Annotated in this window: 15 protein-coding genes; 7 read left to right on the top strand and 8 right to left on the bottom strand. The window is 75.7% G+C overall.

Going from position 1 to position 13,670, the window contains the following annotated elements:
• Window positions 1-35: 35 nt before the first annotated feature.
• On the top strand, window positions 36-560 hold the full coding sequence (locus tag NRO40_RS25110) for a hypothetical protein (protein ID WP_058941577.1): 525 nt from the start codon (window positions 36-38) through the stop codon (window positions 558-560).
• Between the two features lie 46 nt (window positions 561-606).
• On the opposite strand, the gene NRO40_RS25115 is transcribed toward NRO40_RS25110, so the two are convergent.
• Together NRO40_RS25115 and mmuM are read right to left on the bottom strand one after the other, a co-directional pair.
• Window positions 607-1,743, bottom strand: a complete 1,137-nt coding sequence (locus NRO40_RS25115; RefSeq protein ID WP_058941576.1) for a LacI family DNA-binding transcriptional regulator — start codon at window positions 1,741-1,743, stop codon at window positions 607-609.
• A 226-nt stretch (window positions 1,744-1,969) separates the two neighbouring features.
• Window positions 1,970-2,896, bottom strand: coding sequence for a homocysteine S-methyltransferase (gene mmuM / locus NRO40_RS25120; RefSeq protein WP_058941575.1), 927 nt, complete (start codon window positions 2,894-2,896; stop codon window positions 1,970-1,972).
• Window positions 2,897-3,023: 127 nt separating this feature from the next.
• Here mmuM and NRO40_RS25125 point away from each other — a divergent pair, with 127 nt between their 5' ends.
• Window positions 3,024-4,148 (top strand): glycoside hydrolase family 43 protein, encoded by a 1,125-nt coding sequence (locus tag NRO40_RS25125; protein WP_058941574.1) that lies wholly within the window; start codon window positions 3,024-3,026, stop codon window positions 4,146-4,148.
• A gap of 40 nt (window positions 4,149-4,188) precedes the next feature.
• Here the strand turns inward: NRO40_RS25125 and NRO40_RS25130 are convergent, their stop codons facing one another.
• Together NRO40_RS25130 and NRO40_RS25135 are read right to left on the bottom strand one after the other, a co-directional pair.
• On the bottom strand, window positions 4,189-4,632 hold the full coding sequence (locus NRO40_RS25130) for a hypothetical protein (protein ID WP_408057058.1): 444 nt from the start codon (window positions 4,630-4,632) through the stop codon (window positions 4,189-4,191).
• The gene (locus NRO40_RS25135) at window positions 4,626-5,165 is read right to left on the bottom strand and encodes an ATP-binding protein (RefSeq protein WP_232791013.1); all 540 of its coding nucleotides are present in this window, start codon (window positions 5,163-5,165) and stop codon (window positions 4,626-4,628) included. The genes NRO40_RS25130 and NRO40_RS25135 overlap by 7 nt, the downstream gene beginning before the upstream one ends.
• Before the next feature lie 215 nt (window positions 5,166-5,380).
• On the opposite strand from NRO40_RS25135, the gene NRO40_RS25140 reads away from it, so the two are divergent.
• The 3 genes from NRO40_RS25140 (at window position 5,381) to NRO40_RS25150 (ending at window position 7,493) form a co-directional block, all read left to right on the top strand.
• Window positions 5,381-6,247 carry a helix-turn-helix domain-containing protein gene (locus tag NRO40_RS25140; RefSeq protein WP_257375507.1) on the top strand — a complete coding sequence of 289 codons (867 nt, stop codon included), beginning with the start codon at window positions 5,381-5,383 and terminating at the stop codon, window positions 6,245-6,247.
• A complete protein-coding gene (locus NRO40_RS25145) occupies window positions 6,248-6,484 on the top strand; it encodes a DUF397 domain-containing protein (RefSeq protein WP_058941569.1) in 237 nt (78 codons plus the stop codon).
• A gap of 175 nt (window positions 6,485-6,659) precedes the next feature.
• Window positions 6,660-7,493 (top strand): SAM-dependent methyltransferase, encoded by an 834-nt coding sequence (locus tag NRO40_RS25150; protein WP_058941568.1) that lies wholly within the window; start codon window positions 6,660-6,662, stop codon window positions 7,491-7,493.
• Between the two features lie 272 nt (window positions 7,494-7,765).
• On the opposite strand, the gene NRO40_RS25155 is transcribed toward NRO40_RS25150, so the two are convergent.
• On the bottom strand, window positions 7,766-9,109 hold the full coding sequence (locus tag NRO40_RS25155) for a 6-phospho-beta-glucosidase (protein ID WP_058941567.1): 1,344 nt from the start codon (window positions 9,107-9,109) through the stop codon (window positions 7,766-7,768).
• 21 nt (window positions 9,110-9,130) lie between these two features.
• Window positions 9,131-10,918, bottom strand: a complete 1,788-nt coding sequence (locus tag NRO40_RS25160; RefSeq protein ID WP_058941566.1) for a hydroxysqualene dehydroxylase — start codon at window positions 10,916-10,918, stop codon at window positions 9,131-9,133.
• A gap of 140 nt (window positions 10,919-11,058) precedes the next feature.
• Here NRO40_RS25160 and NRO40_RS25165 point away from each other — a divergent pair, with 140 nt between their 5' ends.
• The gene (locus NRO40_RS25165; RefSeq protein WP_058941565.1) at window positions 11,059-11,514 is read left to right on the top strand and encodes a YchJ family protein; all 456 of its coding nucleotides are present in this window, start codon (window positions 11,059-11,061) and stop codon (window positions 11,512-11,514) included.
• A gap of 72 nt (window positions 11,515-11,586) precedes the next feature.
• Here the strand turns inward: NRO40_RS25165 and NRO40_RS25170 are convergent, their stop codons facing one another.
• Window positions 11,587-11,847: a hypothetical protein gene (locus NRO40_RS25170; RefSeq protein WP_257375508.1), complete on the bottom strand. Its 261-nt coding sequence runs from the start codon at window positions 11,845-11,847 to the stop codon at window positions 11,587-11,589.
• 172 nt (window positions 11,848-12,019) lie between these two features.
• On the opposite strand from NRO40_RS25170, the gene NRO40_RS25175 reads away from it, so the two are divergent.
• Entirely contained in the window at window positions 12,020-12,394 is a 375-nt protein-coding gene (locus NRO40_RS25175; RefSeq protein ID WP_079046957.1) for a hypothetical protein, read from the top strand.
• Between the two features lie 159 nt (window positions 12,395-12,553).
• On the opposite strand, the gene NRO40_RS25180 is transcribed toward NRO40_RS25175, so the two are convergent.
• Entirely contained in the window at window positions 12,554-13,621 is a 1,068-nt protein-coding gene (locus NRO40_RS25180; protein ID WP_058941564.1) for an ATP-dependent DNA ligase, read from the bottom strand.
• Between the last annotated feature and the right edge of the window lie 49 nt (window positions 13,622-13,670).

Genomic DNA, 13,670 nt, shown 5'->3' on the forward strand with positions numbered 1-13,670 from the left:
GTTCGAGGCGTGTGCGGCCTGGCGAAGGGGAGGGCATGCAGAGCCAACTCAAGGACGTGGCCGCCGACTTGGCGACGGTCCTGTGGCGGCAGCACACGCTGTACCGCGAACGGTCGGGGGCCGTCGTCATCCGGGGCGAGCACGTCCGGCGCTGGATCAGCCTCTCGCCCAGGGGCACCCGTGACGAGGTCCTCATCCGGGCGGGCCGCATCCTCGACGGCGGCACCACGGCCCCGGCCCGCTCCGAGGTGGTCGTCCGCCTCGCGGCCGGCCGTGACGAACTCGCCGCCGTCTGCCGCCGGCTGCTGGCCGAGGCCGCCGCCGAGCCGACATCCTCCCGGGCGGAACAGGCGGGCGCCCGTACCGGCGTCCGTCGCGTCCGCCGGGGCCGCGCGGGCAGGGGCGAGGCCGTGGCCCGCGCCGGCCGGGGCGGTGCGGGCGGCGGCCGTGCGGGCGGAGGCCGTTCGCGGCACACGGGCCTGCGGTCCTGGGTGGTCCTCCTCGGCGTGATGGGGATGGTCGGCGTGTACGCCTACCACGTCTCCGCCGCCTACCGGTGAGGTCCGGCGGGCCGACCGCCCGCCCGCGCCCCGGCGTCCCGGGCGGTCACGCGCCCGGCGGCGCGGTGCTCGACCGGACCACCAGTTCCGTCGGCAGCTCCAGAGCGCCGTCCGGCCGCTCACCCGAGGCCAGCCGTACGAGCAGCCCCACCGCCGCGGCGGCCATCCCGGCCTCCGGTCGGCGCACGGTCGTCAGCCCCGGCAGGGCCCACCGCGCGCCGGGCAGGTCGCCGTAGCCCACGACCGACACGTCCGCGGGCACGCGCAGGCCCCGTTCGGCGAGCGCCGCGTAGACCCCCGGGGCCATCGCGTCCGAGCAGACGAAGACGGCCGTGGGCGGCTGCGGCAGGTCCAGCAGCTCCCGCGTCCGCAGCCGCGCGCCCTGCTCCTGCGGCGTGCCGGGGGCAAGGACGCGGTGGTACTCGGGGCGGTGCGGGACCCCGGCCGAGGCGAGGGCCGCGCGCCAGCCCGCGAGCCGCGCGCCGCCGCCCTCGGCGCCGCGCTCCATGTCGCGGCCCGGGCCCACGCCCCCGTCGACGCCGGCTCCGCCCTCCCCGTCGACGCCCGCACCACCGGCCTCCCGGTCCGTCGCCGCCCCGGCCCCGACCGCGTGTCCGGGGTCGGCGACGGCCGCGATCCGCTCGTGGCCCAGCGCCAGAAGGTGGCGGGCCGCCGCCGCTCCGCCCCGCCGGTCCGCCGCGCCGACGGACAAGGCGTCCGACGACGGCTGCCGCACCGGATCGAGGAGTACGTACGGCAGCCGGTGCCGGGCGAGACGGGCGGCCGCGCCCGCCGTCACCCCCTCCCGGTGGAACACCACGCCGGTCGAGCCCCGGGAGGCGATGCGATCGAGCCGGTCGCGCCCCAGGTGCCGGCCGGTCGAGAGGACCAGGTCCTGCCCGGCGGCGCGGGCCGCGCGCTCGGCGCCGCGCAGCACGGCCGCGGTCTGCGGGCCCTCCAGGGAGGCCAGGACGAGGTCCACCATGCCGTGCCGCCGGGGCACGGGGGTCCGCCGGCGCGGTACGTATCCCAGCCGGTCGAGCACCTCGGTCACCCGGCGCCGGGTCTCGGGCGCCACGTCCTCGCGGCCGTTGACGACCTTCGAGGCGGTGGGCACCGACACGCCCGCCTCGCGGGCCACCACCGCCAGAGTCGGACCGGCGGGGCTCGCGGTCGGCGTCATGGCACCTCCTGGGTCGGCTTAGCAAGCGCTTCCTACCCTAGGCGGCCCCGCGCCCCGACGGGTCCGAACCGGCCAGGCCGTCAGCCGGCGATCTCCCTGCCCACGCCCCCGTTCCCACGCGAACCCCCGCCCCCGAGTCCCCGCACGCCCACGCCCCGGCGCAGGCCCGCGCTCCCACGGCCCCGCGCGCTCCCACGGCCCCGCCCGCGCCCCGGCCGGGTGGCCGTCAGGGGTGGAGCCGGGTCGCCAGGTCCGTGATCGCCGCGGGTCCCACCCGGCAGCAGCCGCCGATCAGGCGCGCCCCGGCCCGTCGCCACGCCTCCGCCAGGTCGGGCGAGAACGTCGGCCGCCCGTGCCAGGCGCGCGCCCCGGCGTCCCACGCCTCGCCGCTGTTCGGATAGGCCACCACCGGCTTGCCCGTCACGCGTGCGGCGAGCGCGACCGCCCGCTCCGTCTCCTCCGGGGCGCAGCAGTTGACCCCGACCGCCACCACCTCGTCCGCGTCCGCCGCGAGCCCGAACGCCTCCTCCAGCGGCTGGTCCGCCCGGGTGCGGCCGTCGGCGACCGTGTACGACAGCCAGGCCGGCACGCCCAGGCCCCGTACCGCCCGCAGCAGGGCGCGCGCCTCGTCGGCGTCCGGCACGGTCTCCAGGGCGAGGACGTCGGGCCCGGCCGCGGCGAGCACCTCCAGGCGCGGGCGGTGGAACGCCTCCAGCGCGGCCACGCCCAGCCCGTACCGGCCCCGGTACTCCGAACCGTCGGCCCGCATCGCCCCGTACGGGCCGGCGGACGCGGCCACCCACAGCGGGCGGGCCACGCCGTCGGCGCGGGCCCGGCGGGCCGCCTCGCGGGCCAGTTCCACGCTCAGGGCGAGGAGCCGGGCCGCCCCCTCCCGGTCGACGCCCCGCCGGGCGAACCCCTCGAAGGTGGCCTGGTACCCGGCGGTGGTCACCACGTCGGCGCCCGCCCGGTAGTAGGCGAGGTGGGCGGCGACGACGGCCTCCGGGTCCTCGGCGAGCAGCCGCGCCGACCACAGGTCGTCGGACAAGTCGTGCCCCTGTGCCTCCAGTTGGTTGGAGAGGCCGCCGTCGAGGACGAGGGTGGCCGTCGGCGAGGCGAGGGCGGTGGTGAACAGGGGAGTGGTGGGGGTCATGGCGGCGAAGGTAGCGAAGCCGGTCCCGCTCGCCCCGTTGACCTCTCCGCGTCACGCCTCTACGGTTTCGCCGTTCGGAATCACAGATGCTGTTCGACACCACGAACGTGAGGCAGGCGAACACTCCATGAACCCCCGTCACGCCTTCAACCGCCGGCTCCTCCTCCAGGGCGCCGTGGCCGCCGGCGCCCTCGCGGCCGCACCGGGCGCCGCCCGTGCCGCCGACGGGCCGCCCGGCACCTCCGCTCCCGCCGGCGCCGTCCCCGGCGCGGCCGACCGGGCCGCCGCCCGGGCCCCCGGCGCGCTGCCGGGCCGCCCGTACGCGAACCCCCTCGTCCGCAACCGCGCCGATCCGCACATCCAGCGCCACACCGACGGCCGCTACTACTTCACCGCGACCGTCCCCGAGTACGACCGCATCGTGCTGCGCCGGTCGCGGACCCTGCGGGGCCTGACCACCGCCGACGAGGCCGTGGTGTGGCGCCGCCACACCAGCGGCGACATGTCCGCCCACATATGGGCGCCCGAACTGCACCACATCGACGGCCGCTGGTACCTGTACTTCGCCGCGGCCCCGGCCCACGACGTGTGGCGCATCCGCATGTGGGTGCTGGAGAACCGCCATCCCGACCCGTTCCGGGGGACGTGGACCGAGCGCGGCATGATCACGACCGCCTGGGACACCTTCTCGCTCGACGCCACCACCTTCACCCACCGCGGAGACCGCTACCTGGCGTGGGCGCAGCACGAACCCGGCACGGACTCCAACACCGGCGTCTTTCTCTCCCGGATGGCCGACCCGCTGACCCTGACCGGTCCCCAGGTGCGGCTCACGACGCCGGAGTACCCGTGGGAACGCGTCGGCTTCAAGGTGAACGAGGGCGCCGCGTTCCTCCGGCGCAACGGCCGGATCTTCATGACGTACTCGGCCAGTGCCACCGACAGCAACTACTGCCTGGGCCTGCTCACCGCCGACGAGCGCGCCGACCTGATGGACCCGGCCTCCTGGACCAAGTCCCCGGTACCGGTCTTCACCAGCGACGACACCACCGGCCAGTACGGTCCGGGCCACAACAGCTTCACCGTCGCCGAGGACGGTCGCACCGACGTCCTCGTCTACCACGCCCGCCAGTACCGGGAGATCACCGGCGACCCGCTGCACGACCCGAACCGGCACACCCGCGTCCAGCGGCTCGGCTGGAAGCCCGACGGCACCCCGGACTTCGGCGTCCCGGTCCCCGACCACGCCTGACCGGCGCGCACGCAGGGGCGCGGGCGGGACGCGCGCCGGCTCAGAGGCGGGACCCGACCCCGGGGACCGTCCAGGCCGGCGCCGTCCCGGTCAGCTGGCAGACCATCAGGTACAGCGGGATCGGCGGGGTGTACGGGGAAGTGCCGCCGGGCCGGCGCATCAGCCGCGGCCGCCGGTCGGGGACGAACCCGCCGGGCGCGTAGCAGGCGGGCAGGGGCCAGCGCAGGTCCGCGTCGGACCCGGACGGCACGAGCCACCACCACCAGTCGGAGTCGGCGAAGACACAGCCGTTGCCCGGCAGTCGGCTCAGCAGCCGCACCCCGTGCCGCGCCGGTACGCCGACCGCGTCGTACCCGAGTGTCGCCGGCAGGTGCGGCGGCGGGGCCAGCTGGACCTCGCCGAGCGCGTCCTCCCAGGGCGTTCCGGCCCCCCGGTCGCCCTGCCGGCCACGGGGGGACAGCAGGGTGACCATCGACCTCAGCATGGGCCCGCCGTGCCGTGGAGCAGCTCGGCCCAGACGACGCGCCCCGCCCCGTGCCGGGCGTCGTGGCTGCCCCAGGCGCTGCTGACGGCGTCGACGAGGAGCAGGCCGCGGCCGCACTCCTCCCGGTCGGCCGGGCGGGCACGCGGCCCGGCCACCGCGCAGCCCTCGTCGTGGACGGCGATCCGCACGTGCTCGCCGCGGTCGCGCAGCTCGCACACGACGCGGCCGCTCCCGGTGTGGACGACGGCGTTGGTGAACAGCTCGGAGACGACCAGCTCGGCGGTCTCGCCCACCTCACCCGCGAGGCCCCACAGCACCAGCCGCTCGGTGACGAGCCGGCGCGCCCGGGCGACGGCCTCGGCGCGCGCGGGCAGCTCGAAGGCGAAACGGCGCACGTCAGGGGCGTGCGGATGGGGAGCGGGCGGAGGCGTCCGCGGCGCCGGCGGGGCGTCGGGGTGCCGGTGGGGAGGGGTGGTCAGGGTCAGCGGTCGCGCGGCCGTGAGCTGGGGGGTGAGCGCATTACCAGGTGCCACGACCGATTCCTCACATGGGAGCGGCGCCGTACGCCGCATCTCCCCGGGGCAGAGCGCGCGGCAGCCGCGTGAACTGGTTCACCGACTGGTTCATCGGAATACTTTCCTCCCGTGGACAACACTTGGCAAGTGGCACTCTGAAAATTGCAGAGTGTTGTGTCCTGTCTGGCCTTCCCATGGCACACTCGACAAAAAAGCGCGTGGGGAGGTCAGAAGTGAGCGAGCCGCGGTCCGCCCCCACCGTGGGACAGGTCGTTCTCGGCAAGCGACTCCAGGATCTGCGGGAGCGAGCGGGTCTGAAGCGGGAGGAGGCCGCCAGGGTCCTGCACGTCGCCCCGGCCACCATCCGCCGCATGGAGACGGCCGAGGTCGCGTTGAAGATCCCGTACGTGCAGCTGCTCCTCCAGGCGTACGGCGTCGACCGCGACGAGGCGGCCGGCTTCGTGCAGCTGGCGGAGGAGGCCAACCGGCCCGGCTGGTGGCAGCGCTTCCACGACGTCCTGCCCACCTGGTTCAGCATGTACGTGAGCCTGGAGGGCGCCGCCGGCCTCATCCGGGCCTACGAACCGCACTTCGTGCCCGGGCTCCTCCAGACCGAGGACTACGCCCGCGCGGTGCTCCGCGCCGGGGCGGTCGGCCGGGTCTCACCCGAGGACATCGAACGGCACGTGGCCCTGCGCATGGAGCGCCAGGCCCTCCTCAGCCGTCTCGACCCCCCGAAGTTCTGGGTGATCATGGACGAGACGGTGCTGCGCCGCCGGCCGCCCGGCACGGGCCCGGCGGTCATGCGCGCCCAGCTCGACCGGCTCGTCGAGGCGGCCGAGCTCCCGCACGTCACCCTCCAGGTCGCGGAGTTCGCGACCGGGCACCACCCCGGCACGTACGGCCCCTTCGTGCTCTTCCGGTTCGCGGTGCCCGAGCTCCCCGACATGGTCTACAGCGAGTACCTGACCGGTGCCGTCTACCTCGACGCGCGCCCCGAGGTGGCCTCCCACCTCGAGGTCATGGACCGCATGGCGGCACAGGCCGCCACCGCACAACGTACGAAGGAAATCCTCCGGGCTTTCCGCAAGGAGCTGTGAATGGTTCGCATATACAACGGCATGCCCGCCACCGACCTCGGCGCCGAGGGGTGGCACAAGCCGTGGAGCGGCGGCAACGGCGGCAACTGCATCGAGGCCATGAAGCTGGCCGACGGCAGGGTCGCGGTGCGCCAGTCCGCCGACCCCGACGGCCCCGCGCTCATCTACACCCCCGGGGAGATCGCCGCGTTCATCCAGGGCGCCAAGTCCGGGCAGGCCGACTTCCTGCTCACCTGACCCGGCGTCATATGCTGTCGACCGCCCCGCGGTCGACCCCGCGGCGCCACGGCCCCCCGCGGGCCACCGATCGTCCGGCGCACCACCGTCCGGCGGCACCCCGGCCGGCCGCCGACACCGTCCGGTCCCCACGTCCGACACTGACCACGTCCGACCCCGACCCCTGGAGCAGCCGATGACCGGGAACGACACCGCCACCGAGGAAGCCTCCCCCGCCGACGGCGTACGGATCGACACCAGCAAGCCCCATCCCGCCCGGATGTACGACTGGTTCCTCGGCGGCAAGGACAACTACCCCGTCGACGAGGAGATGGCCCGCCAGCTGCTCACCATCGACGCCCGCGGCCGCGACATGGCCCGCGTCAACCGCGCCTTCATGCACCGGGCGACCCGCTGGCTCGGCGCGGCCGGCGTCCGCCAGTACCTCGACATCGGCACGGGGATACCCACCGAGCCCAACCTGCACCAGATCGCCCAGCAGGTAGCGCCCGAGTCGCGGATCGTCTACTGCGACAACGACCCCATCGTCCTCGCCCACGCCGCGGCGCTGCTGCGTTCCACCCCCGAGGGCGCCACCGCGTACATCCAGGCCGACGCCCGCGACCCGCGCACCATCCTGGAACAGGCGGGCGACGTCCTCGACTTCTCCCGGCCGGTCGCCCTGTCCATGCTCGCCCTGCTCCACTTCGTCGACGACGAGGACGGCGCCTACGAGCTGCTCGCCCGGCTCGTCGAGCGCCTCGCGCCGGGCAGCTACGTCGTCCTGTCGCACGTGACGAGCGAGTTCGACCCCGAGGGCGCCGCGAAGGCACGCGCCGTGTACCAGGGCCGCGGCCTCACTCTGCGGCCCCGCAGCCGCGAGGAGTTCGGCCGCTTCCTCGACGGGCTGGAGCTCGTCGAACCGGGCGTCTCGCTGACCGCGGAGTGGCACCCCGAGCTCGGTGAGCCCGTTCCCGTGGCCGGCGACGAACCCATCCCGGGGTACGCCGCTGTCGCCCGCAAGCCCTGACCCGCCCCGCCGCGCCCCGTCGAACGGCATCGCCCCCCGTCACGGGGCACCCCGGTGAACCGGCGGTGCCCCCTGTCCGTGATGGGGGGTGGGCCGTGGCGGCGTCGGGGGGCGCCGCCGCGCCCCTGCGTCATGCCCGGCCCGTGTCCCGGTCGTCCCCTGGCCCTCCGTGTCCCGGTCGTCCGTACCGGCGGCCCGGGTCGTCCGTCCACGGTGGGCGTCCACCGGCCGGCCGCGGGCGGGAGCCGCGCCGGCGCACCCCGCCGCGCGCCTCAGTCGAGGTACGCGAGCTCCGGGTGCTCCGCCCGGTAGGCGTCCAGCAGCCGTCGGCCCACCGCCACCGAGTCGACCAGCGGATGCAGCGCGAACGCCTTGACCGCCGCCTGCCGCGAACCGCTCTCCGCCGCCGCGAGCACCTCCCGCTCCACCGCCTTCACGGCCGCCACCAGCCCCACGGCGTGGTTCGGCAGCGGCGCCGCGGCCATCGGGTGGGCGCCGTTCGCGTCCACCAGGCACGGCACCTCGACGACGGCGTCGGCGTCCAGCACCGACAGCGTCGACCGGTTGCGGACGTTCAGGACGAGCGTGGACCGCTCGTCCCGCGCGACCGCCCGCATCAGCGCGAGCGCCACCTGCTCGTAGCCGCCGGGCACCAGGTCCTCCTCGGCCCGCCCCGCCTCGTCCCCGGCGGCCGTGCGGTTGGCCGCCATGTACGTGGCCTCCCGCTCCGCGAGCGTGTGCCGCCACGCGTCGAGGGCGCGCACCTCCGGTCGGGCGGCCGCCGCGTAGAACCCCTCCTGCTGGTCGCGCAGGTACGCCCCGCGCGTGCACACCGCCTCCCGGTAGGCGCGGACCGTCTCGCGGTTGAAGTAGTAGTAGTGCAGGTACTCGTTGGGGACCGCGCCGAGCGAGCGGAGCCAGTCCGGGCCGAACAGCCGGCCCTCCTCGAACGAGCCGAGCGCCACGTCGTCGGCGAGCAGCCGCGGCAGCAGGTCGCGCCCGTCGACCAGCAGCCCGCGCAGCCAGCCGAGGTGGTTGAGGCCCACGTAGTCGACCCACGCCCGCGCCGGGTCCGCGCCGAGCACCCGCGCCACCCGCCGGCCCAGCCCCACCGGCGAGTCGCAGATGCCGACGACCCGGTCGCCGAGCACCCGCGACATCGCCTCCGTGACCAGGCCCGCCGGGTTGGTGAAGTTGATGACCCAGGCGGCCGGCGCCAGTTCGGCCACCCGCCGGGCCACGTGCACCGCCACCGGCACCGTCCGCAGCCCGTAGGCGACTCCGCCCGCGCCGACCGTCTCCTGCCCGAGCACCCCCTCCGCCAGCGCCACCCGCTCGTCCGCCGCGCGCCCCGCGAGGCCGCCGACGCGGATCGCCGAGAACACGAAGTCCGCGCCCCGCAGCGCCTCGTCGAGGTCGGTGGTCGCGCTCACGGCCGGCGCGTCGGGCACGCCCGCCGCCTGGTCGGCCAGCACCCTGCAGATCGCGGCGAGCCGCGCCCCGTCCACGTCGTGCAGGACGACCCGGGTGACCCGGCCCTCCCCGTGGTCGGCGAGCAGCGCCCGGTACACCAGCGGCACCCGGAACCCGCCGCCGCCCAGAATCGTCAGCCTCATGACCCGTACGCTACTGCGCCGTCACCCCAGGTCGAGCGCGTTGGGCAGGCCCAGCCGGTAGCGGAACAGGTCGTGCCGCCGCAGCCCCTCGATCTCCGGAGCCCGGAACAGCGGGCGCACCGCGCACCGCGGCGCGTCCGAGCCCGACCGGTCCAGCAGCGCGTTCACGGCTTGGCGCGCCGCCGCGTTGGCGCCCTCCATCGTCGCGAGGTCGATGTCGACGGAGACGTAGTCGCCGGCCAGGTAGAAGTTCGGCACGCGGGTCTGAGCCCGCGGCCGGTCGTGGAACGTGCCGACGGGGTGGATCAGCAGCTCGTCCTCGTTCGTCGGGTGCGGGGTGCCGAGCCCGTCGACGCCCGGGTCCAGGAACCACGAGTGCAGCGCACCGTCCTTGAGCGCCTGGTGGCCGGTGTCGTTCAGCGCGGCCTTCAGCTGCGCCCACACCTCCCGCGCGACCTGCTCCCGGGTGCACTGCTTCGCGGTCCGCCCGTACAGGATCCCCGGCCGGTCCCACTCCGAGATGTCCACCGACAGGCAGTCCACGGCCACCCCGTCGCCGTACCGCGCGGCGAAGTCCCCGCCCGTCCAGTGGTGGGCCTGGGCGATGGCCGTCAACGACCAGGGCGAGTCGATGCAGTTCACGTGGCCCCGCACGAGCGGCGGACGCTCGGTCAGATAGAACTGGATGCCCGTCATCCAGTCGGTGCGCAGCCGGTCGCAGCGGGCCAGCTGGGGGTCGGCCGCCCGCAGGGCCGGGCCCCAGGTGCGGCGGGCGTGCTCGACGGGCAGCGCGCAGACGTAGTGCCCGGCGGTGACCGCGTGGCGTCCGCCCTGCGGGTCGTCGACCAGCGCGGCGGTGATCCGCCCGTCGCCGTACCGCATCTCGCGCAGCGTCCAGCCGATCCTGAACTCCACGCCCAGCGCGCGCAGGTGCGCCACCCAGGGGTCGATCCACGCCTCGTTGGTGGGGGCGTTGAGGATCCGGTCGGGCGGGCCGTCCGCGCCCCGGCCGAGCGCGTTCAGGACGAACGCCTCGCCGAGCGTGCCGACGGTGCGGGTGCTGGCCTCCTCGGCCTTGGTGGCGACGATGTTGCGGGTCACCCCGATGGCGAGGATCCGCTGGTAGTCGACCGACATCCGCGCCGCCCGGGTGAACTCCCACCAGGGCGTGCGCTCCCACACCTCGTCGCGCCGCTCCTGGCAGCTGGTGAGGAAGACGAGCGCCCGGTTGACGAAGTAGGCGGTCTCGTGGAGCGGCAGGCGCAGGGCGGTGTCGAGCAGGGCGGTCAGCGCGCGGCGCAGCTCGTCGAGGGTCAGCCGTTCGGGCCGGTGCCCGGGCCAGGGGATCGGGAAGCGCAGGTCCTCGCGGCCGGTGCGGGCGAACATCATCTCGCCGGGCGCGACGAGGTTGTCGAAGACCCCGTTCGGGTTCCCGGGGAACGGGATCCGCCGCATCGTGTCGGGCAGGTTGTGGTAGATGCCCGGGATGAAGCGGAAACCGTGCTCCGCGGGGAGTGGTCTGCGCCCGCCCCGGGCACTGCCGGGCACGTCCATGCTGCGGGCCTTCCCGCCGAGTGCGCGCCGCTCGTAGACGGTGACGCGGAAGCCCCGCTCGGCCAGCTCGTGAGCGGCCGTCAGCCCCGCGACGCCGCCTCCCAGCACGGCGACGGAGCGGCCTGGCACGTCAGCCGGCCCGGGGGAGCGGGGAACCCCTGCCCGGGCGGTCGGCGCCACGCCCACGACCCCCGCCCCGGTGACGGCGGCGGCGCCCGCCACGAACGTGCGTCGCGTCGTACCCGTACGGTTCATCCCGACCCCTTTACCGGCGGTAAGTACCACGTCCGGCGCAGGAGGATAGGGCCGCCCCCCATGACCCGGAAGCACCGCGCGGCCCCCACCGCACAATGGCCGGAAAGGGGCCCCGGGGCGGCGCCGGGCAGAATGGACGCATGTCGCGACGCAAGCCACGCCCCCGCACCGCCCCCGCCCGTGCCGCCGCGCCGGCCCCCGCCCCGGCCCTCGGGCCGGACGCGCCCTGCCCGTGCGGATCGGCGGCGGCGTACGGCCAGTGCTGCGGACGCTTCCACTCGGGCGTCGAGCGGGCCCCGACGGCGGAGCGGCTGATGCGGTCGCGCTACAGCGCCTTCGTGGTGCGCGACGAGGGGTACCTGCTGCGCACCTGGGCGGCGGCCACCCGCCCCCGCTCGGTCGACTTCGACCCGGAGACCCGCTGGACGGGCCTGGAGGTCCTGGACACGACGGACGGCACGCTCTTCCACACGACCGGCACGGTGACCTTCGCCGCGCACTACACCCACGCCGGCGAGCCGGGCGCGCTCCGCGAGCGCAGCCGCTTCGAGAAGGACGGCGGGGCGTGGGTGTACGTGGACGGCACGTTCGACTGACGGGGCGTCCGGCGGGTCGGCGGGTCCGCCGGGGCCGTCCGGGGACGGCGGTCCGGCGGGCGGGGCGGGCGGCTAGCGGATGCCGCCGCCCGGGCGGAGCACGAGGCCAGGGTTGTACGCGGCCAGCACCTTGTTGGCGCGGGCCAGCGCCGCCAGGGCGTGCTCCCGGTCGACCTGGTCGTCCTGGCACATGGGGCCCCGAAAACGGCGCACCTCACGCGCGGCGCACTCGGCGTCGATCTCCGCCTGGAGCACCCCCATCGGCATGCAGGACCCGATCAGCGCGGCGACGTGGTCGGGGATCGGCACGGGGATGAGACGCGACACGGTCACGTGAGGTCCTTTACTGCTGTCCTGCTTGTGGCAGGCGTCCGGGCGCGGGATGTACCCCCCTATGGTGACGGCTCCGGGGCGGTGGTCCGTCCCCGGGGCCGCCTCCCGGCCCCCGGCTGTCCGGTGTCCGCGGTCCTCCACGGGGTACCCGACCTGGTCGGAGGTGAGCGCCATGCCCGAGCCCGGCAGCAAGAAATACGACATCCACCGCGCGCGGCTCCGCAAGGAGGCGGAGAACCACGGCGTCTCCGACCGGGACGCCAACGACCAGGCGAACGCCACCCTCCAGGCCCGCCCGGAGTGGCGCTCCCGCGGCCCCCGCACCGAGCGCGGCCGCGCCCCCGAGGACGAGCGGGGGACCGAGGGCGGCCACGGGACCGGAGGCGAGCGGAGGACCGGAGGCGAGCGGAGGACCGGGGGCGAGCGGAGGACCGGAGGAGAGCGGAGGACCGGGGGCGAGCGGAGGACCGGAGGAGAGCGGAGGACCGGGGGCGAGCGGAGGACCGGAGGAGAGCGGGGGGCCGAGGGAGAGCGCCGGGGCGGGTGACGCCCGGCCCGCGCCGGCCCCGGCAGGACGCGCCACGGCCGGGGAGCCCGCCGGTGACGGAGCCGCCGGCCGGGGCCCCGGCCGGCGGCTCCGTCATGGCCCTGGGCGCCCGGTCGCTGACAGGGCGTCACGGGGCGGGCCGCGTCAGGGCGGCCTCCGTCACGGACCGGACAGCACCTCGTCCAGGTCGTACGAGACCGGTTCCTCCAACTGCTCGTAGCCACAGCTCTCCGGCGTCCGGTCCGGGCGCCACCTGCGGAACTGGGCCGTGTGGCGGAACCGGTCGCCCTCCATGTGGTCGTAGCCCACCTCGCACACCCGCTCGGGGCGCAGGGCCACCCACGACAGGTCCTTCTTCCCCGACCAGCGGCTCGGCGCCCCCGGCAGCCGGCGGGCGCTCTCGTGCGCGGCGGCCTCCCCCCAGGCCGCCCAGGGGTGCGCGTCCGGCGGGTCCATGACCAGCGGCGCCAGCTCCTCCACCAGCTCCGCGCGGCGCCGCGCCGTGAAGGCGGCGCACACCCCGACGTGCTGGAGCGCGCCCCGGTCGTCGTGCAGCCCGAGCAGCAGCGAACCCACCACCGGGCCGCTCTTGTGGAAGCGGTATCCGGCCACCACCACGTCGGCGGTGCGCTCGTGCTTGATCTTGTACATGAGGCGGGCGTCCGGCTGGTAGCGGAGGTCGAGCGGCTTGGCGACGATCCCGTCCAGCCCGGCGCCCTCGTACTGCTCGAACCACCGCCGCGCGATCTCGACGTCGGTCGTCGCGGGCGCCACGTGGAGGGGCGGCCGGACGTCCGCCAGGGCCCCTTCCAGCGCGGCGCGGCGCTCGGTCAGCGGGGCGTCGAGCAGGGCCGCGTCGCCCAGTGCCAGCAGGTCGAACGCGACGAACCGCGCCGGGGTCCGCTCGGCGAGCGTCCGCACCCGCGACTCCGCCGGGTGGATCCGCTCGGAGAGCCGGTCGAAGTCCAGCCGCCCGTCGTGGGCGACGACGAGCTCGCCGTCCACGACGCACCGTTCGGGCAGCAGCCGCCGCACCGCCTCCACCACCTCCGGGAAGTACCGGGTGAGCGGCTTGCCGGTCCGGCTGCCGATCACCACCTCGTCGCCGTCCCGGTGGACGACGGCACGGAACCCGTCCCACTTCCCCTCGTAGTGCATCCCGGGCGGAATGGTCTTGACGCTCTTGGCCAGCATCGGTTTCACGGGCGGCATCACCGGCAGATCCATGGCACGATTCTGCGCCCGGACGGACCCGATATGCGCGTTCTGTTCCCTC

This window comes from Streptomyces changanensis (assembly GCF_024600715.1).
GTDB classification, from domain to species: domain Bacteria; phylum Actinomycetota; class Actinomycetes; order Streptomycetales; family Streptomycetaceae; genus Streptomyces; species Streptomyces changanensis.

Excerpts from the sequence above, each read along its gene's own strand:
- NRO40_RS25165 (WP_058941565.1), top strand. The coding sequence starts at position 11,059 with ATGTCGCGACGCAAGCCACGCCCCCGCACCGCCCCCGCCCGTGCCGCC.
- NRO40_RS25150 (WP_058941568.1), top strand. The coding sequence starts at position 6,660 with ATGACCGGGAACGACACCGCCACCGAGGAAGCCTCCCCCGCCGACGGC.
- NRO40_RS25180 (WP_058941564.1), bottom strand. The coding sequence starts at position 13,621 with ATGGATCTGCCGGTGATGCCGCCCGTGAAACCGATGCTGGCCAAGAGC.
- NRO40_RS25155 (WP_058941567.1), bottom strand. The coding sequence starts at position 9,109 with ATGAGGCTGACGATTCTGGGCGGCGGCGGGTTCCGGGTGCCGCTGGTG.
- NRO40_RS25160 (WP_058941566.1), bottom strand. The coding sequence starts at position 10,918 with ATGAACCGTACGGGTACGACGCGACGCACGTTCGTGGCGGGCGCCGCC.
- NRO40_RS25130 (WP_408057058.1), bottom strand. The coding sequence starts at position 4,632 with ATGCTGAGGTCGATGGTCACCCTGCTGTCCCCCCGTGGCCGGCAGGGC.
- NRO40_RS25115 (WP_058941576.1), bottom strand. The coding sequence starts at position 1,743 with ATGACGCCGACCGCGAGCCCCGCCGGTCCGACTCTGGCGGTGGTGGCC.
- NRO40_RS25110 (WP_058941577.1), top strand. The coding sequence starts at position 36 with ATGCAGAGCCAACTCAAGGACGTGGCCGCCGACTTGGCGACGGTCCTG.
- NRO40_RS25175 (WP_079046957.1), top strand. The coding sequence starts at position 12,020 with ATGCCCGAGCCCGGCAGCAAGAAATACGACATCCACCGCGCGCGGCTC.
- NRO40_RS25125 (WP_058941574.1), top strand. The coding sequence starts at position 3,024 with ATGAACCCCCGTCACGCCTTCAACCGCCGGCTCCTCCTCCAGGGCGCC.
- mmuM (WP_058941575.1), bottom strand. The coding sequence starts at position 2,896 with ATGACCCCCACCACTCCCCTGTTCACCACCGCCCTCGCCTCGCCGACG.
- NRO40_RS25145 (WP_058941569.1), top strand. The coding sequence starts at position 6,248 with ATGGTTCGCATATACAACGGCATGCCCGCCACCGACCTCGGCGCCGAG.